The organism is Candidatus Marivariicella sp. (assembly GCF_983056325.1).
In genome coordinates this window covers 1-23,463 of the sequence record NZ_CEZOWA010000023.1, presented here as the reverse complement: position 1 = coordinate 23,463, position 23,463 = coordinate 1, and the positions used below count along the sequence as shown (strand labels likewise).

Below are 23,463 nucleotides of genomic sequence, written 5' to 3'. Positions count from 1 at the left end.
AAGTTTAGCTCTTCTAGTGTCAAGATTTCGCTGACTTAAATCAACTAATTTTGAGTATTTTCCCCAGGCAGATGAACCTCTGTATGGTAAATAATTATCCGTATAATAGTTTTTTATTTGATCCAATGGGACTCTCGGATTAAGGAAAACTAAATCACATTTTGGACATATATAAAACTTAAATAAATTTAAATCAGAATGCATCATTGATTTACTAGAAAACAAATAATGCGTTCCATTATCTTCACAAACAATGCATCTTGAAATATCCAAACTGAGTAATGTAATTAAAATAAAAGTAATGGTTATTATTGTAATTAATTGTTTTAAAATTTAGATTATTAAATCTATCATATCATCTTATATAATTAACTTTATAAAAAAATATATAATATGAATGATAGATCTGACAGCTTATTGTATGTGCGAAATAAAATCAAGAACATAAAGTCATTTACCTCTGTCAGTATCCAGGAGCATTTTCAAAATGAAACATTACGACCAATCTTAAAATTTCAGAACTCACTATTTATAAACATATTCAAAGATTATATAAATAGACGAAAAGGTTTGTTCTATACCTTGAATAATACTGAAAAACTAAATTATATTGAGAATGCATTAATTAAAGACCATAAATTCAATAATCTAATTAAGGGTGTAATTATAGGACATTTTACAATTAATGAATACAAATCTTACCAAAGCAATATTTCTGATTTAAAAAAAAGAATTACGACTATGGTAATAAAAAGACTCAAAGATCAGATTCATCTATTTGAAAATAATCTATGTTAAATAAAATTGAACCAAACGAAATGTGGAACGTTATAACTCATGCTTTTGGATTATTACTTAGTATCATTGCTTCAACTTATTTTTATACCTATTTTACATTTGAATCAGCAAGAGTTTTAGTTGCATTAATTATTTATTGTTTTTCTCTTGTTTTTTTGTTTTCAGCTTCAACAATATATCACTCCACCATTGGTGCAAGAAAAATAATTTGGAGAAAGGTTGACCATATTGCCATTTTATTTTTAATAGCTGGAACCTACACCCCAGTTACCTTAACTTTACTATATGAAACTTCCGGAATCTTAATTCTATCAGGGGTTTGGATTATCACTGGATTTGGTATTGTCTTTAAAGCTTTTTACACAGGTCGATTCGAAAATATTTCACTGGTAATGTATTTACTAATGGGTTGGTTTATTTTGATAGATATTAAATCTGTTTTTGAATTCTTTTCTAATACAGCTTTAACTTTTCTTGTGCTAGGAGGATTATTTTACACTTCAGGGATATTCTTTTATAAGTGGGGAAAGTTTAAAGAATCACATGCGATATGGCATGTTTTTGTCTTGGTAGGAGCAATCTGTCATTTTTTTATGGTTCGAGAAGTACTGATTTTAAACTAACAGAATAACTGTAGATAGTAATAGGAGAATTATAAATTTTTACAAATCCTACATTTATTATCTAAACCATCAATTTGAGTTTTATTTTTAGAGTATTCCTTAATCTCCTTAAACTCTTTACATTTAGAGCATTGCAATTCCATCAAAACTCCTTCACTATTAAACTTTCTTCTACTTAAATATAGAGGGGTTTTCTTACTATACTTTATAATTTCATTTCTATTTTTTTCGTTCATTTAAAAAAATTTATCAGCCTCTAATTTAAGTTTATTAATCATATCTACATATCCAGTTAATTCACTTTTAAGTAGTTCAAAAACTTCAATAGACCCTTTTGTCGGGAGACCATCTCCACTTTCAACACTTTTTCTCAAATATGCCAATCTATTATTTACTTTGATAGGAAAATTCAATGGATCTTGACCACTTTGATTTTTTACTTGATATATATTAGCTTCAACATCCTCAAAATCTGATATTAAAGTTTTTAAATTTTTGGAAATCGAACGATCATATCCTTTCGAACCAGAAACTGAAGAAACTTTATAAATACTATTCAATTTTTCTTTAATTGAACGAATTTCAATTACACTTTTATTCGCAAGATCAGTTTGCATCATTATACTCATTGCAAAGTCAAATTGTTTGTTAATAACGGTGTCTGAAACAGCTATTCTTGGATCTTTTCTTACTTCAAAAACAGTTTCATACATTTTATCATCTATGATTAGCTGAAACCTATATTGTCCAGGAGGAGCAATTGGCCCAAGTGTCGGTTTTGCAGACCAGATTACCATACCCTCAAAATCTCTAGCTCCTTGATATCTTAGATTCCATTTGTAATTGTTTAATCCGCTATTCATTGTTGGGTTTTTATTATCCGCTCCAAACCATGAAGAAGATTCCTCCTTTGTTTGATCATTAGTAACACCCTCTTTTTCTAATACAATTCTGTTTTTACTATCAAGTATTTTAATTGATAGTTTTTTGGGTTTAGATGGAAGGTAATATTTAATTTCAGCGTCTTGAACTCTTCTGGTTGCAAAATACACATCATAAAGATGTGGCTTTTGTTTGTCAACTTTTGACATTTCTCTTATTGGCGAAATATCATCAAGTATATAAACTGACCTTCCATGAGTACCAACCACTAAATCTTTTTCGGTAACTATCAAATCAGAAATTTGAGTATCAGGAAGATTTAAACTTATTGACTCCCAATTATCTCCATCATCATACGAAACCCAAACCTGATGTTCACCACCAGCATATAGGAGTCCAGGGATTTTTAAATCTTCACGAATCACATGCAGGAAGTCATCATTTCTAATACCATTTATTATCTTACTCCATGTCTTACCATAATCGTGTGTTTTCCATAAATATGGTTTTCTATCATCCATTTGATATCTTTTTCCAGCTATATATATAGTCCCTGGATTATGTTTAGACTCCTCTATTATACTAATTCTGGTATCTTTTGGCATATCTGGAGGTGTTATGTTTTTCCATGACTTTCCATGGTCTTGAGTCAGATGGACTAATCCATCATCAGACCCAGCCCATAATGTGTTTTCATCATAACTTGACGGAACTAAGGAAAATATAGTGGCGTAAATCTCTGGACCATTCATATCATTTGTAATCACTCCTCCGGTTTTTCCAAGTGTTTTAGGATCGGCATAAGTAAGATCAGGACTTATTTTTGACCAACTTTGTCCATCATCTTCTGATACCCAAACATGTTGAGAACTGGTATAGAGTTTACTTGAATTTAAGGGTGAAAAAATTATTGGGAATGTCCATTGCCATCTCTCTGGTAATTCACTTGCAGGTTCTCCAGAAAAAAATCTTGGGTAGACCTGAATATCTCTTTTAAATCCAGTTTTTCTATCAAATTTTGTAAGTAATGCTCCCTGACTACCAGCATAAAACCAGTCAAGATTTGACGGGTGTTGTGTAATATAACCAGATTCACCTCCTCCTACAGGATAATAATATTGTTTATGTGGACCACGTGCTTGCTTAAAATTCCAACCCTCGGAAGGAACACACATTGTGGAGTTGTCTTGCTGAGCCCCACAAACATAATAAGGGAAATCTTTTGTTACCATAATATGGTATAGCTGAGAAGTTGGAAAATCAAGATCGGTCCAAGTCTTTCCCCCATTAACAGAAACACAACCTCCCCCATCGTTTGCATTTACCATTCGAGATGGGTTTTGAGGATCTATCCATAAATCATGGTTGTCACCATGTGGCACAATTATTCTTGTATCAAACGTTTTTCCACCATCAGTAGACTTATAAAATCCAGTATTCAACGCATATACTGTATTTTCATCCTTTGGATCAGCGTAAATTCTACTATAATAGAAAGCTCTTTGCCTTAATTTACGCTCATCATTAACTAAACTCCATGATTCACCTGCATCTTCAGATGAATAAACTCCCCCATTATCAGATTCAACCAAAGCCCACAACTTATTGGAATTTGCAGGTGAAACCGTAATTCCTATTTTACCTAGTGGTCTTTTTGGAAATCCCTTATTTTCTGAAATATCTACCCATGAATCTCCTCCATCCTCAGATTTATATAGGCTACACTCGGGACCACCTCCTAGCATTTTATAAGGGGTTCTGTATACTTGCCAAAATGATGCATATAATATATCTGGATTATTAGGATCAAGAATCATATCGATTGCTCCAGATTTAGAACTTTTGAATAATATCTTTTTCCAATTCTTTCCTCCATCAACAGATTTAAAAACTCCCCTTTGCTCGTTTTCCCCATAAGGATGTCCTAATGCAGCTACATATAACACATCAGGATTTGTTGGATGTATTCTGATTTTTGAAATAGCCTGGGTCTCTTCAAGTCCTATATGATTCCAAGTTAAACCAGCATCAATTGATTTATAAACACCATCCCCTTGCATAATATTTCCTCTTAATTCAGTCTCACCCATTCCAATATATATAATGTCAGGGTTAGACTCTGAAACTGCAACTGCTCCAACTGAAGAACTTTTAATTTGTCCATCCGTAACTGGATTCCATGTTTGCCCACCATCGGTAGTTTTCCACAAACCACCTCCAACTGCTCCAAAATAATACTCATTAATTCTTGATGATCCTGCAACAGCTAAAGACCTGCCACCTCGGTCGGGTCCTATATTTCTCCAATGAAGAGAGTTTGTAATACTGTCATTAGAAGTATTCGGAGTTGCTTGAAGACTAATAGTAATAAATAAAAAGAATGCTAATTTAATTTTCATAATAGTGTAAATTCAGATCCTTTAATTTAATCAAAAAAATTAGAACTTAATTATTTTAACTTTATTTGGTAATATTATTCAAAGCAAAATGACAGAAAAAAAATTATTAAATCGATCTGACTATAAAAAATTCTATTCAGTTACTTCGCGCTGGATGGATAATGACATATACGGTCACATAAATAATGTAGCTTATTATTCATACTTTGATACGGCTGTAAACCAGTACTTAATTGAAAATGCCAGTTTAAAAATTAAAAGCTCACCTGTAGTTGGTTTTGTAGTTCATTCAAATTGCAACTATTTATCTTCTATTTCACATCCAGAGTCAATAGAAGTCGGAATATTAGTTAAAAAAATCGGAAATAGCTCAGTAACCTATGGGATTGGTGTCTTTAAAGAAGTGGAGAATGAAGTTTCTGCCTATGGAGAGTTTGTTCATGTTTTTGTAGATAGGTCTAAAAATAAGTCAGTATCAATTCCAAAAAAAATATTAGAATCTTTAAAGAAAATACTTATTTAGTTTTATAAATACTTATTTAGCCATGCTATATGCTGCTTTATTAGTTCATTTCTAGGAACATAATGCCCTGATTCATAAATAAAGTGTTTTTTATTTGCCTCATCAACATCAATCAATTTATACATCGGAATTTGGGAAGTTTCATATGGAAAAAACTGATCAAACTTTCCATTCAACATAATTGTTGGAATTCGAATTCTTCTTGTGTAATAATGAGCATCAACTTCTTTTTTGCATTTTTGAAATTCCAATCCTGCAACTAATAATACAGCTGACTTAACTCTTTTATCTATTGGTAATAAAATATTTGCCATAAATCCTCCCCAACTTACACCATGATATGATAATTTACTTGAATCAAAGTCATCTCGAGTAAATATATAATCAATGCTTTTTTTATAATCTTTACCCCACATTATTACATGCTCTTTATATTGATCAGACATATCTCCATAATCAGACCTTTGATCATCTTGCCTACTATAAGTGCTTTTATATATTGGGTGAACTAAAGCATACCCCTCTTTTAAAAGATAAAGCATTCTTGAAGGAAAACTTTCAACCAAATTAATTTCTTTTGAACTGTGCAGGGCATTTGAACCAGGAAAATAAATAATTGGCTTATATTTATTTTTGATGTTTTTGTCATAAAAAACATAGCCTGATAAAATCTCTTTACCATCTCCGTAAGCAGCTGGCATTTTGTATTTTTCAATCACTATTCCGTTAGATAAGGAATCTATATGTTCAGTTATTATATTTTTATTAGAATATTCATAATCATACTGGGATAAATAATATCTAAAAACATCATCTGAAACATCCTCTACATTAACAAAATCTCTAACATCTACACCAAAAGAATCACTATTTACTTGTGGATCCTCATTTGGATTAAAAACTAATCTAATTCCATTCCCAATAGACCTATCAAAAGCATCTTGAGAATAATAATCATTATAAGAATATGTTTCGTCTAAAAAACAACCCCCAAGAATAGCTCTATTTTTATTAGATTCATTATTAGGGTTAGACATCCACTCACGAACATTCCCGGCTAAATTGTTGATACCGTAAACGTTTTTTGTTTTAGGATCATCGTATTTAATTAATTGTTGTTTACTGAAATTACTTCTCTTAATAAGGTTTGTGGAGCCTGATAAGTTTGCAGCATTTTCCCATTGATAGATATTTGGCAGACTTAGTCCTTTGAATTTAGCATAAGCATATGCTTCAAACCATGAAATTCCAGTTACTGGAAGATCTTTTTGACCCTCTGGAAAATTTCCATAACTCCAATTTGATGGTCCTGGAGAACCGTACTGGTCAGTAAAAACTGATTTAACACCAATTAATTGAATAGTCTTGTTTTCAATAGTAATTGGAAAGGGCCAATTATTAGATTCATTATATTCTTCAGAATTTAAAAAATCATAATACTCACCATTAGTTACTTCAAACTTCGATATTGAGTATGGATTCATGTTTATTGGTTCCAAGTGATCAAGTCCAGGAAGGGATAGTGAGTTCTTTACTCCAGGGAATAAAACATGATTTTTAGGAATATTTTTATCACTTTCAGGAAAAATAAAAGAGATATTACCTTGTTTCAAAAAATAAGTGTGATTATACAATGAAACAAAAACATTTTCACCATCAACAAATTTTAGATCTAATCTAGCATAAGGAACTCTTTCGAGATTAGGACTCCTACCTATACTCTTCCACTGACTTAAACTATCATTATTAATTTTAAAAAAGATGTCATAATTTTTATCACCAGTATTTATCGATATGGAGTCTGTTACGTCCTTGTAATATTTTGATATAATTTTATTTTTTGGAAACTTTTGTTTTAAAACAAGCGTTTTTTTATACACCTTTAAAACTTCATTATTTTCAAATAATTCTATAAGTTCAGGTAATTCTTTTTCAATTAAATCGTTTTTACTGCTATTCATGAAAGCATAATATCCAAAAAGAGAGAAAAGAGAAATAATCAAAAATATATTTATAATCTTATATTTTCCATTGGGTTTTGTATGATTTTTAACTTTTTGATTTGCTTTACTTTTATTATAATAAAATATGAAACCCCCAACAACAAAAACAATTATCAAAAATAAAAGTATGTAATTAAAATAATCCCCTTCAATTTTTAATTTTTCAATAAAAATATCACTAGCCTCAAATACGGTAATACAAAAGGCAAAATACCCACCTAAAATACTTTGAATATTTTTAAAATTTTTCATTGATTTAAATTTTATTAAATATTAAAAAAGCCCCGATATATTGGGGCTTTTTTAATATTTAGTCTCTTAATACATCAGGTGCTTTCATTGCCTTTAATTTAGATTTAATCGAAGGTAATGTTTTATCATGCATCTTAATTACTTCTGGCATAAGATCAGCAAGCATTTTCTTCGCTATACTTAAACTTTTTTTATGCAATCCAGTGGGACCATATGTGGTTCTCATTCCAGAACCAGCAGCTCTTAAATGAGATTGTATAGTTGGTGGGTTTCTTTCTCCAATTTCGGATCTAGATGAATTACCTTGAATTTTAGTGTCTAATATATTTAAAGTTTTTTCAGCAGTATTTAGTTCATTAGATAAAGTTCCCGGTTCACTTAAAGATTTATTTGCGGATGATTTGTATGCATTTAACATTTTTACATTTTCACTCATCATTTTACTGACTAAAGCAAGATCACTTTGGAATGCTGAATACTCGTTTCTATAGGAATCGTATGAATCGTAATCTGCACCTTTAAGAATGCCATCTCGAATTGATTTTACATCAAAATCAATTGGTCCATCTAATAATTTGTAATTACCATTTACTTCCAGATATATACTAGCTGAATATTTTCCAGGAACGACCATAGGACCTCCCCAGCTTCTCCATCTTCTTCCCTGTCCACTTGAAACACGATCTGGATCGATTGGACTTGTAGAAGAATGTCTTAAATTCCATGATATTTTTTGAGTACCACTTTTTGCTGATTGACTTACATTATTGATTATGTTTCCATCTGAATCCCTAATATTTAGCCATACCAAAGATCTTTTTTCGTTTTTTTCGTTTTCCAAAGCTTCCCATCCTGGAAAGGGAATATTAGAGTTTGATTTATTTAACAGAGCCTCTTTTTTCATTCTTTTCTGCTTATTAGTTGAAAAATCTCCATTTAAGTGATATGTGAAAACAGCTCCAAAAGTTGGATTTTCAGCAAAATAATAATCTGCACCGGTATTCCCTGTTGTACTTTTTGGATTGTACCACTTAGCTGGTCTTGGGCTATATAACTTAGCTTCCTTTTTTAGATTATCAGGAGTCATTTCTCTTAATGCACTGTAGTCATCAAGTACATAGAATCCTCTTCCAAATGAAGCAGCAACTAAATCATTTTCTCGTTTTTGAATAACTAAATCTCTTATTCCCATATTAGGCATTCCAGGAAGTTTATTCCATGAATTACCTGAATCTAGGGAGGTGTAAACTCCAGATTCAGTGGCAACAAACAGTAGGTTTTTAGCAACTGGATCTTGAACCATTCTCCATATTAGGGTTCTGTCTGGCAGGTTTCCTTTAATGGATTTCCAAGTAACACCCTTATCTGTACTTTTAAAAATATAAGGGTTGAAATCACCTTCTTTATGATTATCTAAACTAACATAGACAGTATTTTCATCAAATAGATCGGCTTTAATATCGTTAACAAAACTTCTTGAGGGTATACCTAATTTGGTAACTGAAATTTTCATCCAACTTTCTCCACCATTAGAAGTTACTTGAATGAAACCATCATCCGTTCCAGCATATATAAGACCTTCTTTTACCGGAGATTCTGATAAGGAAGTTATTGTATTATAATTTGACATCGCTCCAACATCCCAAGCATTATCCCAACTCTGTTGACGTCCCATAATAGGTAAAGTTATTCTCTCTTCATTTCTTGTCAAGTCTTCTGATATTGGGATCCAATCATCTCCCCTATTTTCAGATTTCCAAACTCTGGAAGATGCAAAATAAAGCCTTGATGCCTTGTGAGGACTAACCAAAATAGGTGCATCCCAATTAAATCTTTCAAAAGGATCCCCTAGATCGGGCTGAGGCTGAATCATTACTTGGTCACCTGTAGTTAAATCTACTCGATGAAGACCCCCTTGTTGAGTTTCAGCATATATAATATCATTAAATTCAGGGTCGGTTGCGGATTGATGACCGTCTGCTCCAAGAGTTTTATACCAATGCTTATTACTTATTCCTTCCCTTTCATCGGTAGCAGAAGGACCACCAGCAGATCCATTATCTTGTGTTCCTCCAAAAATATGATAAAAGGGCTCATAATTATTAACCGCAACTTTATAAAACTGAGTCAATGGTAGGTTTTTAATATATCTCCACGTATCGGCTAAATCAAAACTCTCATAAATACCAGCATCTGTTCCTAACATTAGGTAGTCTGGATCGTCTTGTTTAAAAACCAAAACATGGTTATCAGAATGCTTTTTTTGTTCTTTTAATTGATTGAATGTTTTTCCACCGTCCTCGGATTTAAGAACACGAACATTCATTAAATATAATCTGTCAAATTTATGAGGGCTAGCATATAACTCCTGATAATAGTGAGGTCCAGTGGCTCCAGAAACAGTATTTGACATTTTTTTCCACGATTCTCCTTTATTTTCAGATCTAAACACGCCTCCTGTTGTTCTGTCTAATTCTATAGCAGCATATACAACATCAGGATTCTGAGGAGAAATTGCCAAACCAATTTTACCTTTATTGGATTTTGGGATACCATTATTTAATTTTTTCCAGTTATCCCCTCCATCATCTGAGCGATAAATTGCAGTTCCTGGTCCTCCACCCATTAGTGCAGCAACAGTTCTGTGTCGATCCCAAGTTGCAGCATATAATGTGTTTGGATCTCTAGGGTCAATTAACATATCTGTAACTCCAGTCCATTCTTTATTACCCAAAGTTTGAACCCATGATTTTCCACCATTTGTTGTTTTATATAACCCTCTTTCACCACCTTTACTCCAAAGCGGACCTTGTGCAGCCACCCATACAGTATTTGGGTCTGTTGGGTGAACAATTATTTTTGAAATATGTTCAGATTTTTTTAATCCCATATTTTTCCATGTTTTTCCCTCATCATCTGACTTGTATACTCCATCTCCGTAAGCAACATGACGACCACCTACATTTTCCCCTGTACCTAACCATATAGTTGAAGGATTATTAGCGTCAATAGTAACACACCCGGTTGAATAAGATGATTGATTATCAAAAAGTGCTGTCCAGGTAGTTCCAGCATTTTCAGTTTTCCATAAACCGGCTGAACCAACTGCAACATACCATGTGTTTTCTTTATTTGGATGGATTGCTATATCAGCTATTCTTCCCGATAAAAATGCGGGACCTATATTTCTAAACTTAAAAGCTGATACGTCTACCCTGTTTAGTGATTGAGATTCTTGTGATTTCTTACCTCTTTTTCTTTGGGCATTAGTAAATGAAGAACTAAACACAAATAGAATACTGAAGACTAATAAACTTAGTCTTTTCATTTTAATTTTTTTTAAAAGTTTCATGGTTGTATTGATATTAAATAGATGAATTTGATTTAAAAAGGTATTGAATATTTAAACTAAAAATTAAATATATAAAATTTTTATGTTTATTGAATCTAATTGATTGTTAGTAAATTGAAAAAAAATATTGATATTTGTTATCAATGGAAATAATAATTGAATATTTTAGAACTATCCCTACACTAGATAGGGCAATAATCATAATAGGAGGTATTTCATTTTTTTGGTTTTTAGAAGGTACTCTACCTCTTTTTATGTTTAAATATAGAAAATGGAAACACGCCATTCCTAATTTATTCTTTACCGTAACAACAATTTTAATAAATGTTTCGTTGGCATTTTTACTTTTAAGTCTCTCGGATTGGGTTGTAGAGAACAAATTTGGCTTCATATATCTTTTTAACGAATTGCCATTACTTGTTGAAGTTTTATTTGCAATTCTTTTACTTGACTTTTTCGGAGCCTTCCTTGCCCATTATGTTGAACATAAGTTTAATCCTTTATGGATGATTCATCTTGTTCATCACTCAGATCACAAAGTAGATACAACCACAGCAAACAGACACCATCCACTTGAAAGCTTGATCAGATTTATTTTTACTTTATTGGCAGTAGTAATTGTTGGAGCACCAATAGCTTATGTTATGCTTTATCAATCTTTATCTGTTGTTTCAACTCAATTCAATCATGCAAATATTAAACTCCCTAAAAAAATTGATAAAATATTAAGTTTTATTTTGGTATCCCCTGATATGCATAAAGTTCATCATCACTATCGTCTTCCCTACACTGACGCAAACTATGGAAACATTTTTTCCATATGGGATAGGCTTTTTGGAACTTATTTGTATTTAGATAGAGAGAAAATAGTTTATGGCGTGGATGTTTTTCCAAATGAGAAAAAAAATTCTCAAATAAAAGAACTTTTAAAACAACCATTTCAAAAGTATCAAAGACCCACAAAATCTGTTGAAATCTAAATATTGAATATCTTTCTCAATATTTTAAGCATATCTACCATTGGAAATTCGTTTTGTTCTCCAGATGACATATTCTTGAGCGTAAACTTTTCCTTTTTAAGTTCTTCATCACCAATAATTAAAACAAAACCAATATTTTTCTTGTTAGCATAGTTAAGCTGTTTACTCATTTTAATTTCAGAAGGATAAATTTCACTATTGATATCAATAGATCTTAATTCGTTAAGTTTTCTAAGAGCAATATTAACGCATTTAGTTCCTAGGTTTAAAAATAAGATTTGCGTGCACTTCTCAATGTCTTTAGGAAATAATCCTAATTCTTCTAAAACAAGATAAATTCTATCAAAGCCAAAAGAAATACCAATTCCACTGACTCCCTTCATTCCAAAAGAATTAGTCAATTCATCATACCTCCCTCCACCTCCAAGTGATCCCATTTTTACCGAGGAAGGGCCAACTACTTCAACAATCATCCCTGTATAATAATTCAGACCTCTGGCAAGAGTCAAATCAAAAGATAGTTTCACAGACTTTAATCCAAGAACTTCGAGTTTCTCAAGAATGAATCTTAATTCCTCAATACCTATTAAACCTTCGGGCGTGTCAACAAATAAAGATTCTAAATTCTGCAAAATTTTATTTGGGTCACCCTTTAAACTAATAATAGGCTTAATCTTTTTGATAGAATCCATAGAAAAACCCTTTGATAACAATTCATTCTCAACTCCTTCTATACCAATCTTATCGATTTTATCTATAGCGACAGTAAAATCTGTTATTTGATTATTATCACCTATTAATTTTAAAATTCCTTCTAGAATTTTTCTATGATTAACCTTAACGGTTACACCCTCTAAGTTTAAATCCGAAAAAACACGATCATAGAGGGATATCATTTCAACTTCTTGTAATAAAGATCTCTCTCCTACTACATCTGCGTCACACTGACAGAATTCCTGAAACCTTCCATGTTGTGGTCTATCAGCTCTCCATACATTTTGAATCTGATACCTTCTAAAAGGAAAAGTTAAATCATTTTGATTTCCAGCAACATATCTAGCAAAGGGAACAGTTAGATCATATCGAAGAGCTTTATCACTTAACGAATTAGAAAATTCTTTTAATGCATTTTTTTCTAAAGCAATAAGATCTGCTTTTTTAAGCTTATCTCCAGAGTTAAGAATTTTAAAAATCAGTCTATCCCCCTCTTCTCCGTATTTACCCATTAAAGTTGAAAGTCTCTCAAAAGATGGAGTTTCAAGTGGTTCAAATGCAAAAATTTCGAAGGCATTTTGTAAAATCGTTTTAAGATAATTACGTTTAAATAATATTTTTGAAGAGAAATCTCTTGTACCCTTAGCGGGAGTTGATTTTAATGACATAATATTTATCTACTAAACAAATATCTTACTTTTCGTTTGATTTTGAAAGTCTTTCATTACACATAATAAATAGTTGACCTTCAGAAATGTGAGAACCTCTTGAAATTAAAGAATAAATTTCATTATTTCTTTCGGAATCAAATTTCTTTGTTGACTCTAATAATTCTATTTTACTAGAGTGTAAATTATTTGAAAGCCACAGTTGTCCTTGAGAAGAATTTAAATTAATTTTTGGGTCACTTGATTTAACTACTATTGAATCAATTGAGTTTTTATGACACTTGAAAAGAAAAAGGTGGGTTGAACTAATATTTTCAATAAATTTAACTTTATCAAGAATATCATCCCATACTAGATCACTAAACATATCTAATATATGTTCAACACTTTCAGCTGAATTTGTTTTAATCTTATCCCACTGTTTAATATCAATAGAATTTGAGGATAAGAAAAGAGCAAATTCTTCACCGAGAGCTTCAAACTGCTCTTTTGTTAGTCTAGAGTACTTCAATATTATATAAATAAAAAAAAACCCCATAATATGAGGTTTTAATTTGATAATTTAGAAATTATGCTTGAGCAATAATTTCAAATGGAAACTGAATGCTAACATCTCTATGTAAACGAATGCTGGCTTCATACTTCCCTGTTCTTTTAATTGATCTCCCGGGAATACTGATGAGTTTTTTTTCAACTGTCTCGCCCTTAGAATCAAAAAAAGAAACTAAATCTTGAACAGTTACGGATCCAAAAAGTCTATCACCAGTTGATATTTTGGAAGGAAGTTTCATTTCAATCTTCATTAATTTATTTCCAAATGACTTTGCTTCTTTTATAACTTTTTCTTCTTTAAAAGCTCTTTGTTTTAAATTCTCTTTTAAAACTTTTTTAGCAGAGATAGTTGCTAAAACAGCTTTTCCTTTGGGTATCAAAAAATTTCTACCGTAGCCATTTTTAACTTCTACAAGATCATCTTTGAATCCTACGTTTTGTATATCTTCTTTTAGTATAATTTGCATGATATCAATAATTTATTTTAACATATCTGCCACATAAGGCATTAAAGCTAGATGACGAGCTCGTTTTACAGCAACTGACACCTTACGTTGGTATTTTAGTGAAGTTCCAGTTAAACGTCTTGGTAAAATTTTACCCTGTTCATTAACAAACTTTATTAAAAAGCTAGGATCTTTATAATCAACATACTTTATACCAGTACGTTTAAATCTACAATACTTTTTTTTGGTTGTAGTCTCAATGTTTAAAGGAGTTAGATACCTAATCTCTCCTTCTTTTTTACCACTATTTTGTTCTTCTATTTTTGACATAAATTAAGCTTTTACGGTTTTCTTTTTCCTTCTTTTTTCGGCCCATGCTATAGAATGCTTGTCTAACTTGACAGTTAAATATCTCATTATACGCTCATCTCTTCTAAAAGAGACTTCTAATTCATCTATAGTATCGCCAGTAGCCGTATATTCAAACAAATGATAAAAAGCACTTTTTTTATTTTGAATTGGATAAGCTAATTTTTTTAAGCCCCAGTTTTCTTTACTGGTTATGCTTCCACCTTTGGAAATCAGAAATTTTTCATATTTCTGAACTGCTTCCTCAATCTGAATTTCAGATAGAACGGGATTTAGTATGAAAACAGTTTCATAATGATTCATAATTTTTATTTTAGTCTGCAAAAGTAGTAGAACTCATTTGGACCACCAAGTATTTAGGTTTTTTTTTCAATATTATTTTTAAAATATTTTGCTAATATGGATCAACATCAATAATAAATTTTGTGCTTTTAAATGAAGCTATACTTTCAAAGCTTTTTTTGGTTTTCTGTAAAACTTTTTTAAAGTGAAGTCTGGAGATCTTTGAATCTAGCTTTACAAGTAATTGCTTATGATAATAATTTCTTACTCTAGAAACTGGAGGAAAAACAGGACCTAATATTTTTCCATCATAAGACTGACTTAATACATTTAAAAACCAGTCACTTGCAATCGAAAGAATTTCTATATTTCTGTTTTTTAAGGTTATTCTTACCAATCTCACAAATGGAGGATAAAGATGGAGCTTACGATCTTTTAATTCAGTTTCAACAAAAGATTTCATGTTATTTTCTATAACATTTTTAATAACTGGATGAAAAGGCTGATATGTTTGAATTAGAACACTACCCCTTTCGTCTGATCTTCCAGATCTACCAGCTACTTGTGTAAGCATCTGAAAACTTCTTTCATAAGATCTAAAGTCGGGGAAGTTTATCAGATGATCCGCATTTATAACTCCAACTAAATGAACATTTTTAAAATCTAAACCTTTGACAACCATTTGTGTACCAACTAATATTTTTATTTTTTGTGACGAAAATAAATTTATAATTCTATCAAAGTCATTTTTACCTCTTGTAGTATCCCAATCCATTCTTGCAATAGTAATATTTGGAAATATATCGTTTAATTGTTTTTCTATTTGTTGGGTACCAGTTCCTTTGGTTATTAGGTTTGGAGATCCACAAGAATGACAAACTATAGGAATGGGTATATTATAACCGCAATAATGACATTGTAACTTGCCACTATTTTTATGATGAGTCAATGTAACGTCGCATTGAACACATTGGGGCATATGACCACAGGTTAAACATTCTAAAATTGGAGCATATCCTCTTCTGTTCTGAAATAATATTACTTGCTTATCAGATTCTATAGTTTTAGAAATTGATTCGATTAACTCTAAAGACAAATCACCTTTTATTTTCTTCCTCTTGTGAGCATCTTTTAAATCGATAGTTTTAATTTCAGGAAGCATTACTCCTCCATACCTATTTTTAAGATTTACAAAACCATATTTTTTATTTTTAACATTAGTTAATGTTTCTAAACTTGGAGTTGCAGATCCTAAAATAACTTTTAAATTTAAAATATTCGCCATATATATAGCCGCATCTCTGGCATTATATCTTGGAGCAGGATCAAATTGCTTGTAAGACGTCTCGTGTTCTTCGTCAACTACAATTAAATCAAGTTTTTTAAAAGGTAAAAAAAGAGAAGATCTAGCACCAATTATAACTTTTGAATTATCGGTACCGTTATATACATTTCTCCAAATCTCAGTTCTTTCATTTAAACTGAATTTAGAATGATAAACTTGAACTAAGCCTCCAAAATAATTCTGAAATCTGACAACCATCTGAGAAGTAATTGAGATTTCTGGAAGTAGAAATAATACTTGACCCCCTTTTTCTATAATTTGTTTAATATATTTCATGTAAAGAGCAGTTTTTCCTGAGGAAGTTACCCCTTGAAGAAGAACTACACTTTTGTTACAAAACTCCTCTTCCAATGAAACAAAAGCCTTCTCCTGATCACCAGAAAGCTTTTGAAGAGACTTTTCAATACTGCCTTTGTACAAGTTTCTTTCTATTTTAATGATTTTTTCTTCAATTACGAACTTCTTCAAAAGCGCTTTTGATATTGAACTTCCAGTATTGGATTTTTCAAAAATAGTTTTAGATCCTATCCATTCATTTTTATTTTGTCCTAAGGAAATCATAGACATGAAAAAATCCCTTTGTTTTTTGGATCTGTTTAGAGAAATTAATATATTTTCTATTAAATTGTCATGTATAATTTTGGGATTTATTCTAAAAACTTTTTTAGTTTTAGACTTGTATCTTTCATTAATCTTTTGATTTATAATAACTGCTCCCATGTCAACCAGAGGCTGAAGTAATTTTATTACATTTTTTTTTCCGGAAATTTTTATGACATTATCAATATTTAAAACTGATTTCTCTAAAGCCTCATAAATTAGATATTCATCATCTGATAAAACACTTTTATCAATTAAAACATCTGGATTTTTTATAATATTAGTTTCACTTTCTAAAAGTAGTGTAGTAGGGATGGAAGCCTTCATTACAGATCCAACTGAACACTGATAATAGTCAGCTATCCATTCCCAGAATTTAATCTGATATAAATAAACACAAGGTTCGTCATCTAAAACTGATTCTATATACTTTGCTTCATATGTTTGTGGAGAAACATTATGCTTGCGAACAACTATTGCCGTGTAAATTTTTGATTTACCAAATGGAACAGCAACTCTAAAGCCTGGAGAAATAAAATTATAATCTTCTTCAGATACTAAATAAGTGAATGGTTTTGGAAGAGCCAGTGGTAAATAAACATCAACAAAAAAATACATGATCAAAAATAATCAAAGTTCATGTCTTATTGCTTTTTTGGAGCTTCATTTTTTAAACGCATCAGAGTAGCATTTAACTCGAAACCCAAAAGAAGAACGTTGGAATTTAACCATATATAAAGCATAAAAACCAAAAGAGCACCGATTGACCCATATAGTTGGTTATATGTGGAGAAATTTTCAATATAAATTCCAAAAAGCCAAGTTGTAAGCATTATTAAAAATGTTGTCATCAAAGCACCAGGAGAAAAAAACTTTGACTTTCTACCTTCAATAGTGCCAAAATAATAAAGTATGGAAACTGACAAATAGGTTAAAACAACATAAAAAAATGTCTGTCCAAGTCGAATCCAATCTAAAGTATTTTGTAGAAGTTGTTTAATATTATTATAAATATAAATCTCAAAATAAACGGCAAAAATTACTGCTAACAACAATGTAAATGCTAATAATATTGCAACTCCTACAGAATATAAATATTGTTTAAAAAAGTTTCTTGAAAATTCTATATGATATGATTCTTCAAATCCGGAAAATATAGCACTAACTCCGTTAGCGGTAAGAATTATGGATAGAATAAAAACAGATGACAATAATCCACCTCGGGGTTTATTCTGAATGTCTTGAAATATTTGAGAGAAAAATCCCTGACTATCAGCTGGAACCAAAATCTCTATAAAATTTAATAAAATTGAATCAAAGTTATTAATTGGTATAAATGGAATAAGATTTAGAATGAAAAGAAGAAAAGGAAAAATAGCCATGAAAAAACTAAAAGAAATACTTCCAGCTCGAGCTGTGAGTGCCCCTTTTAAAATCCCTGAAATATACATTTCTATTAAATCAAAAAAAGAAAGACCATTAAAACCAGGTAGCTTTATAGAGTCTATAATTCTAATTATAGATTTTAATATTGGAATGTTTTTAAATTGATTTCTCAAAATTTATATTTTTCAATCAAATATAGGTTGGAATTATATAAATTATATGTGTTGGTAATTTAATCTCTGTTATTTTTACAAAATGGAGATAATACTTTTGTCAGTAAATAAGACTAAAAATCAAAACATAAAAAACTTGTTAGATGACTATAAAAGTAGAATTAGTCATTATGTAAAATTTTCTTTTGTTGATATTCCAGATATGAAAAACTCAAAAAATATTTCCCCGAAAGAGTTAAGAATAAAAGAAGGAGCTCTAATTAAAGAAAAAATAAAAATTGGGGATTTATGTATACTACTTGACGAATCAGGTGTAAACTATAGCTCTATTAATTTTTCAGAATTTTTAAATAAAAAATATAACTCAAATCACAAACGAATCGTCTTTATAGTTGGGGGTGCATATGGGTTTTCAGAATCTATTTATTTATTAGGAAATGAAAAGATATCTTTATCCAAAATGACTTTTACTCATCAAATGACTAGACTATTTTTTTGTGAACAACTCTACAGGGCCAATACAATTCTTAGAAATGAAAAATACCACCACATATAAAATGAAGATCGTATTTGCAACCAATAACGAAAACAAGATTAGGGAAATAAAAGCTCTAGTTCCAAAATCTATTAAAATATTGAGCTTGAGTGATATTAGATGTTTTGAAGAAATTAAAGAAACAGGAAAAACAATTTCTGAAAATGCATTAATAAAATCAAATTATATTAAAAATAATTACGGTTATGATTGTTTTTCAGACGATACTGGTTTAGAAGTAAGTTGTCTTGGTGGTGAACCAGGTGTTTTTTCAGCTCGCTACTCGGGAACTCCGGTTGATTCAAAGAGAAATATTGATTTGATTTTAAAAAAAATGGAATTACAAATAGATCGATCTGCTCAATTTAGGACGTGCATATCATTAATTATAAACAAGAAAAAAAAATTATTTGAGGGAATTGTAAAAGGTGAAATAACATGTTTTCCCATGGGAGAAATGGGGTTTGGTTATGATCCTATTTTTAAATCTCTTGGATCAAAAAAAACTTTTGCTGAATTAAGTTTAAATGAAAAAAATAATTTGAGTCACAGAGGGATTGCTTTAAAAAAACTAATTAAATATTTATTAAAATTAAATATCTAATTTTAGCAATCAAAGAACTTTGTATTTGCATGAATCTTGTTTAATTTAGGGAATTAATTCTATGAAATATATTTTTTTTATACTGTGTTTCCTCAACTATTTATCAATTGAAGCCCAAAAAGAGTCGATAATTTTTCAAGGAACAGTTGAAAATGAAATTACCGAGTCTCCTATGCAAAATGTCCATGTTATAAATCTAAACAAGGTAGTTGGAACAATAACAAATAAAAAAGGAGAATTTGAGATTGAGGTCTCACCTATGGATACTTTATATTTTTCTTATGTAGGTCACAAACCTTTAAAAGTTTCTGTAACAAGAGATATGATAAAATTTGGAAACTCCAAGTTTAAATTAACTGGCTTAGCATTTGCATTAGAAGAAATCATCTTACGCCCCTATGAACTTACTGGTTATTTAGAAATTGACGTGAAAAATGTACCTATTAATTCTGCAACTAGGTATAGTATATCTGGACTTACTAATTCAGGATACGAAGCTGGAAACAGAAATAAAGGTTCTATTGCTAGGGCATTAGGTGCATTATTTAATCCTGCAGATTTTTTAAATAATTTATTTGGAAAAAATCCAAAAAAACTAAGTAAACTAAAGCAAATGAGGGCAGATATTGAAATTAAAAACTTACTAGTCTCAAAGTTTGATAGAGAGGTTCTAGTTCAACTTCTTGGAATAAAAAGAATTGATTTAGAAGAAATTATTCGAAACTGTAACTATTCTGATGCTTTTATTAAAAACTCTAATGATTTGCAAATTTTAGAAGCTATTAGTTCATGTTATGAGGAATACAGGATAATGCAAGGAACTCAATAATTTATTTAAAAGAAATGTATCTTTGTAAAACAATTTATATTTAACATGTTGTTAACGACTTTAAATGCTATATCCCCCGTCGACGGGAGATATAGAACGAAAACAAAGGTTCTTTCAAGTTATTTTTCTGAAGAAGCTTTGATAAAATACAGAGTTCAAGTTGAAATTGAGTATTTCATTTCTCTTTGTAAACTTCCTTTACCTCAGTTATCTGAATTCAATCACTCGTTATTTGAAGATCTTCAGAGTATTTATAAGCATTTTAGCATTGAAGACGCCCTGGCAATTAAAGAGATTGAGAAAAAAACTAATCATGATGTAAAAGCTGTAGAATATTTTATTAAACAAGAGTTTGACAAACTTGATATTCAGAATTACAAAGAGTTTATCCATTTTGGATTAACTTCTCAGGATATAAATAATACTGCAATTCCTTTATCGATTAAAGAAGCAATCGAAAAGGTTTATCTTCCTGAACTAGATGAAGTTTTGACCAAAATGCTATCTCTTTCAAATGAATTTAAAGAAATTCCTATTCTCACTAGAACTCACGGACAACCTGCATCTCCTTCAAAATTAGGAAAGGAATTCATGGTCTTTATAAAACGAATTGAAATTCAAAAAAACTCTCTTAAGCAAATACCTAACTCTGCAAAATTTGGCGGAGCCACTGGTAATTATAATGCCCATCATATAGCTTACCCAAATATTGATTGGAAAAAATTTAGCACAAATTTATTAGAACAAAAATTTGGACTAAATCATTCTTTTCCAACAACACAAATAGAGCATTATGATTCATTTGCTGCTCTGTGTGATTCTTTGAGAAGAATAAATACAATTTTAATTGATTTTAATAGAGATATTTGGTCATACGTTTCGATGGATTATTTCAAACAAAAAATAGTAGAAGGAGAGGTTGGCTCTTCCGCAATGCCCCATAAAGTGAATCCAATAGATTTTGAAAACTCAGAGGGAAACCTTGGAATCGCAAATGCAATTTTTGGATTTTTTTCAGAAAAACTCCCAATATCCAGACTTCAGCGTGACCTAACCGACAGTACTGTTTTAAGAAATATTGGTGTCCCGTTAGGTCACACAATAATTGCCCTTAAGTCCACAATAAAAGGATTATCAAAATTATTAGTTAATGAAAATAAAATACGTGAAGACCTTCAAAATAACTGGGTAGTTGTAGGCGAAGCAATTCAAACAATATTAAGAAGAGAAGGATACAAAAACCCTTATGAAACATTAAAAAATTTGACTAGAACTAATCAAAAAATTACCAAAGAAAGCATATCAAATTTTATAGACACATTAGAAGTAAATGATTCTATAAAACAAGAACTTAAATTAATAAGTCCTTTTAATTACACAGGAATTTAAAAAAAATGAAAAAAATAAAATACATATTATTTTTTGCTGTATTTATAATTTTGAGTTGCTCAAAAGACAAAGATGACAATTTAATAGAGTTAAGTGATAATCTTGAAATCAGTGATTTTATATGGAAAGGTTTGAATGATTTTTATTATTGGCAATCCGATGTCCCTAACCTTGCTGATTCGATGGTTGAAAATCAAAATACATATTCCCAATTTATATACAATAACTCTGAACCTGAATCATTTTTTGAGTTATTATTATATTCAAATGATAAGTTTAGTTGGATAGTTAATGATTATGTTGCTCTCGAAAACTCTTTACAGGGAATCGTAGCATCTAACGGTTTAGAGCTTGGCTTAACTAGACAATGTAGCGGATGTAATGATTTGGTCGCTTACGTTAAATATGTTCATCCAGAATCAGATGCTTCATTAAAAAATATCTTAAGAGGAGACTTATTCACTGTAGTTAATGGTTTTAACCTTACGATGGACAACTACAAGGATCTTCTTTTTAATGATAACCTAATGACATATACAATTAGTCTTTCTAATTATGAAAGTGGTTCATTTACTCCTATTGGTCAAAACATAACACTAACTAAGAAAGAAAATTTTGAAAAAAATCCAATATATGTAAATGAAATTGTGGCAGCAGGATCTTTAACTGGAGCAGTAACTGGAACTTACAAGATTGGATATTTAATGTATAATCAATTTGTTTCTAGCTATGAAGATGAGTTAAATGATGTTTTTGCTGAATTTAGATCTGAAAATATAACCGAATTAGTTCTTGACCTCAGGTACAATAGAGGCGGATCAATTAATAACTGTATAGTCTTATCAAGTCTAATTACGGGTCAGTTTAACGGTAAGGTATTTTCTAAACAAAATTGGAATTCTAAACTTAACAAATACTGGGAAGATAAAAATGAAGATCTTAATGACTATTTTGTTGGTTCATTATCAAATGGTATGTCTTTAAATAGTCTTAATCTTCAAAAATTATATGTATTAACTTCAAGTGAAAGCGCATCGGCAAGTGAGCTTTTGATAAACGGTCTAACATCTCACATTCAAGTAATACAAATTGGAGATACAACTGTAGGGAAGAATGTTGGATCAATAACAATTTATGACTATCTAGATAACGATGGAAATAAGAATCCAAACCACAAATATGCGATGCAACCAATTGTTTTAGCTATTGAAAACAGTGAAGGGTTCTCTGACTATACAGAAGGTTTAAAACCAGATCATGAATCTAAAGAAAGTGTTTCTCAATTAGGAATTTTAGGTAATCCACAAGAAACTTTATTTTCAAAAGCAATTGAATTAATTAATGGTTTTGATATTATATCTCGCTCTTCTCGTAGCGATAAATTAATTGAAAATAGAGTTTTAGATCCAGAAATGTTGAGAGAACAAAAATTAATAATAGAGATACCTAACTTTAGAATACTTGAAAATAATTAGAATTATTTTGTTAGGTACATTTTTCTTCTTGAATATAAATCGTAGAATTCGTCATCTTTAAGATCATCAATAAATAATATACTTTCTCCTGTACTTTTCATTTCAGGTCCCAATTGTTTATTAACATTATGAAATTTGTTGAAAGAAAAAACAGGCTGTTTTATAGCATAACCCTTTAAAATGGGATTGAATTTAAAATCTTTTACTTTTTTATAACCCAACATTACTTTAGTTGCATAATTAACATAAGGTTCGTTGTAAGCTTTAGAAATAAAAGGAACTGT

The 23,463-nt window shown here is 30.4% G+C and carries 20 protein-coding genes and 1 pseudogene; 8 read left to right on the top strand and 13 right to left on the bottom strand.

Translation table 11 applies throughout. The annotated features are described in order from the left end of the window. Positions 1 to 273, bottom strand: a pseudogene (locus AC3ATN_RS07725) (SAM-dependent methyltransferase); the annotation flags it as partial. Positions 274 to 791: 518 nt separating this feature from the next. Here AC3ATN_RS07725 and trhA point away from each other — a divergent pair. Continuing rightward, positions 792 to 1,421, top strand: a complete 630-nt coding sequence (gene trhA / locus AC3ATN_RS07720) for a PAQR family membrane homeostasis protein TrhA (RefSeq protein WP_487532699.1) — start codon at positions 792 to 794, stop codon at positions 1,419 to 1,421. Between the two features lie 29 nt (positions 1,422 to 1,450). Here the strand turns inward: trhA and AC3ATN_RS07715 are convergent, their stop codons facing one another. Together AC3ATN_RS07715 and AC3ATN_RS07710 are read right to left on the bottom strand one after the other, a co-directional pair. Next, positions 1,451 to 1,657 (bottom strand): hypothetical protein, encoded by a 207-nt coding sequence (locus AC3ATN_RS07715; protein WP_487532698.1) that lies wholly within the window; start codon positions 1,655 to 1,657, stop codon positions 1,451 to 1,453. Next, a complete protein-coding gene (locus tag AC3ATN_RS07710; RefSeq protein WP_487532697.1) occupies positions 1,658 to 4,702 on the bottom strand; it encodes a WD40/YVTN/BNR-like repeat-containing protein in 3,045 nt (1,014 codons plus the stop codon). Between the two features lie 88 nt (positions 4,703 to 4,790). Between AC3ATN_RS07710 and AC3ATN_RS07705 the strand changes: the two genes are divergently transcribed. Next, on the top strand, positions 4,791 to 5,225 hold the full coding sequence (locus AC3ATN_RS07705; protein WP_487532696.1) for an acyl-CoA thioesterase: 435 nt from the start codon (positions 4,791 to 4,793) through the stop codon (positions 5,223 to 5,225). Positions 5,226 to 5,227: 2 nt separating this feature from the next. On the opposite strand, the gene AC3ATN_RS07700 is transcribed toward AC3ATN_RS07705, so the two are convergent. Then, a complete protein-coding gene (locus AC3ATN_RS07700) occupies positions 5,228 to 7,480 on the bottom strand; it encodes an SUMF1/EgtB/PvdO family nonheme iron enzyme (RefSeq protein ID WP_487532695.1) in 2,253 nt (750 codons plus the stop codon). Positions 7,481 to 7,538: 58 nt separating this feature from the next. After that, the gene (locus tag AC3ATN_RS07695; RefSeq protein WP_487532694.1) at positions 7,539 to 10,808 is read right to left on the bottom strand and encodes a WD40/YVTN/BNR-like repeat-containing protein; all 3,270 of its coding nucleotides are present in this window, start codon (positions 10,806 to 10,808) and stop codon (positions 7,539 to 7,541) included. Positions 10,809 to 10,975: 167 nt separating this feature from the next. Here AC3ATN_RS07695 and AC3ATN_RS07690 point away from each other — a divergent pair, with 167 nt between their 5' ends. Next, positions 10,976 to 11,812 carry a sterol desaturase family protein gene (locus AC3ATN_RS07690; RefSeq protein WP_487532693.1) on the top strand — a complete coding sequence of 279 codons (837 nt, stop codon included), beginning with the start codon at positions 10,976 to 10,978 and terminating at the stop codon, positions 11,810 to 11,812. On the opposite strand, the gene hisS is transcribed toward AC3ATN_RS07690, so the two are convergent. The 7 genes from hisS to AC3ATN_RS07655 all read right to left on the bottom strand — a co-directional run bounded on the left by hisS (position 11,809) and on the right by AC3ATN_RS07655 (position 18,347). Continuing rightward, positions 11,809 to 13,194, bottom strand: a complete 1,386-nt coding sequence (gene hisS / locus AC3ATN_RS07685) for a histidine--tRNA ligase (protein ID WP_487532692.1) — start codon at positions 13,192 to 13,194, stop codon at positions 11,809 to 11,811. The two genes, AC3ATN_RS07690 and hisS, sit on opposite strands and share 4 nt — an antisense overlap. 25 nt (positions 13,195 to 13,219) lie before the next feature. Continuing rightward, entirely contained in the window at positions 13,220 to 13,732 is a 513-nt protein-coding gene (locus AC3ATN_RS07680) for a DUF6495 family protein (RefSeq protein ID WP_487532691.1), read from the bottom strand. Between the two features lie 31 nt (positions 13,733 to 13,763). Continuing rightward, positions 13,764 to 14,213, bottom strand: a complete 450-nt coding sequence (rplI, locus tag AC3ATN_RS07675) for a 50S ribosomal protein L9 (RefSeq protein ID WP_487532690.1) — start codon at positions 14,211 to 14,213, stop codon at positions 13,764 to 13,766. Positions 14,214 to 14,225: 12 nt separating this feature from the next. Then, positions 14,226 to 14,522: a 30S ribosomal protein S18 gene (gene rpsR, locus AC3ATN_RS07670; protein ID WP_487532689.1), complete on the bottom strand. Its 297-nt coding sequence runs from the start codon at positions 14,520 to 14,522 to the stop codon at positions 14,226 to 14,228. Positions 14,523 to 14,525: 3 nt separating this feature from the next. After that, positions 14,526 to 14,864, bottom strand: a complete 339-nt coding sequence (rpsF, locus tag AC3ATN_RS07665; protein WP_487532688.1) for a 30S ribosomal protein S6 — start codon at positions 14,862 to 14,864, stop codon at positions 14,526 to 14,528. Positions 14,865 to 14,955: 91 nt separating this feature from the next. After that, complete coding sequence (gene priA / locus AC3ATN_RS07660) at positions 14,956 to 17,406, bottom strand: replication restart helicase PriA (protein ID WP_487532687.1); 2,451 nt, start codon at positions 17,404 to 17,406, stop codon at positions 14,956 to 14,958. 26 nt (positions 17,407 to 17,432) lie between these two features. Continuing rightward, on the bottom strand, positions 17,433 to 18,347 hold the full coding sequence (locus AC3ATN_RS07655; RefSeq protein WP_487532686.1) for a YihY/virulence factor BrkB family protein: 915 nt from the start codon (positions 18,345 to 18,347) through the stop codon (positions 17,433 to 17,435). 82 nt (positions 18,348 to 18,429) lie between these two features. Between AC3ATN_RS07655 and AC3ATN_RS07650 the strand changes: the two genes are divergently transcribed. The 5 genes from AC3ATN_RS07650 (at position 18,430) to AC3ATN_RS07630 (ending at position 23,179) form a co-directional block, all read left to right on the top strand. After that, positions 18,430 to 18,903, top strand: a complete 474-nt coding sequence (locus AC3ATN_RS07650; protein ID WP_487532685.1) for a 23S rRNA (pseudouridine(1915)-N(3))-methyltransferase RlmH — start codon at positions 18,430 to 18,432, stop codon at positions 18,901 to 18,903. A gap of 1 nt (position 18,904) precedes the next feature. Then, entirely contained in the window at positions 18,905 to 19,486 is a 582-nt protein-coding gene (gene rdgB / locus AC3ATN_RS07645) for an RdgB/HAM1 family non-canonical purine NTP pyrophosphatase (protein ID WP_487532684.1), read from the top strand. Between the two features lie 61 nt (positions 19,487 to 19,547). Further along, positions 19,548 to 20,315: a carboxypeptidase-like regulatory domain-containing protein gene (locus tag AC3ATN_RS07640; RefSeq protein ID WP_487532683.1), complete on the top strand. Its 768-nt coding sequence runs from the start codon at positions 19,548 to 19,550 to the stop codon at positions 20,313 to 20,315. Positions 20,316 to 20,360: 45 nt separating this feature from the next. Then, the gene (gene purB / locus AC3ATN_RS07635) at positions 20,361 to 21,704 is read left to right on the top strand and encodes an adenylosuccinate lyase (RefSeq protein WP_487532682.1); all 1,344 of its coding nucleotides are present in this window, start codon (positions 20,361 to 20,363) and stop codon (positions 21,702 to 21,704) included. A gap of 5 nt (positions 21,705 to 21,709) precedes the next feature. Further along, positions 21,710 to 23,179 carry a S41 family peptidase gene (locus AC3ATN_RS07630; RefSeq protein ID WP_487532681.1) on the top strand — a complete coding sequence of 490 codons (1,470 nt, stop codon included), beginning with the start codon at positions 21,710 to 21,712 and terminating at the stop codon, positions 23,177 to 23,179. A 2-nt stretch (positions 23,180 to 23,181) separates the two neighbouring features. On the opposite strand, the gene AC3ATN_RS07625 is transcribed toward AC3ATN_RS07630, so the two are convergent. After that, positions 23,182 to 23,463 (bottom strand): hypothetical protein (locus AC3ATN_RS07625; RefSeq protein ID WP_487532680.1); only part of this gene is annotated, 282 nt, incomplete at its 5' end.

Coding starts and splice junctions, on each gene's coding strand:
- trhA (WP_487532699.1), top strand. CDS start 792: ATGTTAAATAAAATTGAACCAAACGAAATGTGGAACGTTATAACTCAT.
- AC3ATN_RS07715 (WP_487532698.1), bottom strand. CDS start 1,657: ATGAACGAAAAAAATAGAAATGAAATTATAAAGTATAGTAAGAAAACC.
- AC3ATN_RS07710 (WP_487532697.1), bottom strand. CDS start 4,702: ATGAAAATTAAATTAGCATTCTTTTTATTTATTACTATTAGTCTTCAA.
- AC3ATN_RS07705 (WP_487532696.1), top strand. CDS start 4,791: ATGACAGAAAAAAAATTATTAAATCGATCTGACTATAAAAAATTCTAT.
- AC3ATN_RS07700 (WP_487532695.1), bottom strand. CDS start 7,480: ATGAAAAATTTTAAAAATATTCAAAGTATTTTAGGTGGGTATTTTGCC.
- AC3ATN_RS07695 (WP_487532694.1), bottom strand. CDS start 10,808: ATGAAAAGACTAAGTTTATTAGTCTTCAGTATTCTATTTGTGTTTAGT.
- AC3ATN_RS07690 (WP_487532693.1), top strand. CDS start 10,976: ATGGAAATAATAATTGAATATTTTAGAACTATCCCTACACTAGATAGG.
- hisS (WP_487532692.1), bottom strand. CDS start 13,194: ATGTCATTAAAATCAACTCCCGCTAAGGGTACAAGAGATTTCTCTTCA.
- AC3ATN_RS07680 (WP_487532691.1), bottom strand. CDS start 13,732: ATGGGGTTTTTTTTTATTTATATAATATTGAAGTACTCTAGACTAACA.
- rplI (WP_487532690.1), bottom strand. CDS start 14,213: ATGCAAATTATACTAAAAGAAGATATACAAAACGTAGGATTCAAAGAT.
- rpsR (WP_487532689.1), bottom strand. CDS start 14,522: ATGTCAAAAATAGAAGAACAAAATAGTGGTAAAAAAGAAGGAGAGATT.
- rpsF (WP_487532688.1), bottom strand. CDS start 14,864: ATGAATCATTATGAAACTGTTTTCATACTAAATCCCGTTCTATCTGAA.
- priA (WP_487532687.1), bottom strand. CDS start 17,406: ATGTATTTTTTTGTTGATGTTTATTTACCACTGGCTCTTCCAAAACCA.
- AC3ATN_RS07650 (WP_487532685.1), top strand. CDS start 18,430: ATGGAGATAATACTTTTGTCAGTAAATAAGACTAAAAATCAAAACATA.
- rdgB (WP_487532684.1), top strand. CDS start 18,905: ATGAAGATCGTATTTGCAACCAATAACGAAAACAAGATTAGGGAAATA.
- AC3ATN_RS07640 (WP_487532683.1), top strand. CDS start 19,548: ATGAAATATATTTTTTTTATACTGTGTTTCCTCAACTATTTATCAATT.
- purB (WP_487532682.1), top strand. CDS start 20,361: ATGTTGTTAACGACTTTAAATGCTATATCCCCCGTCGACGGGAGATAT.
- AC3ATN_RS07630 (WP_487532681.1), top strand. CDS start 21,710: ATGAAAAAAATAAAATACATATTATTTTTTGCTGTATTTATAATTTTG.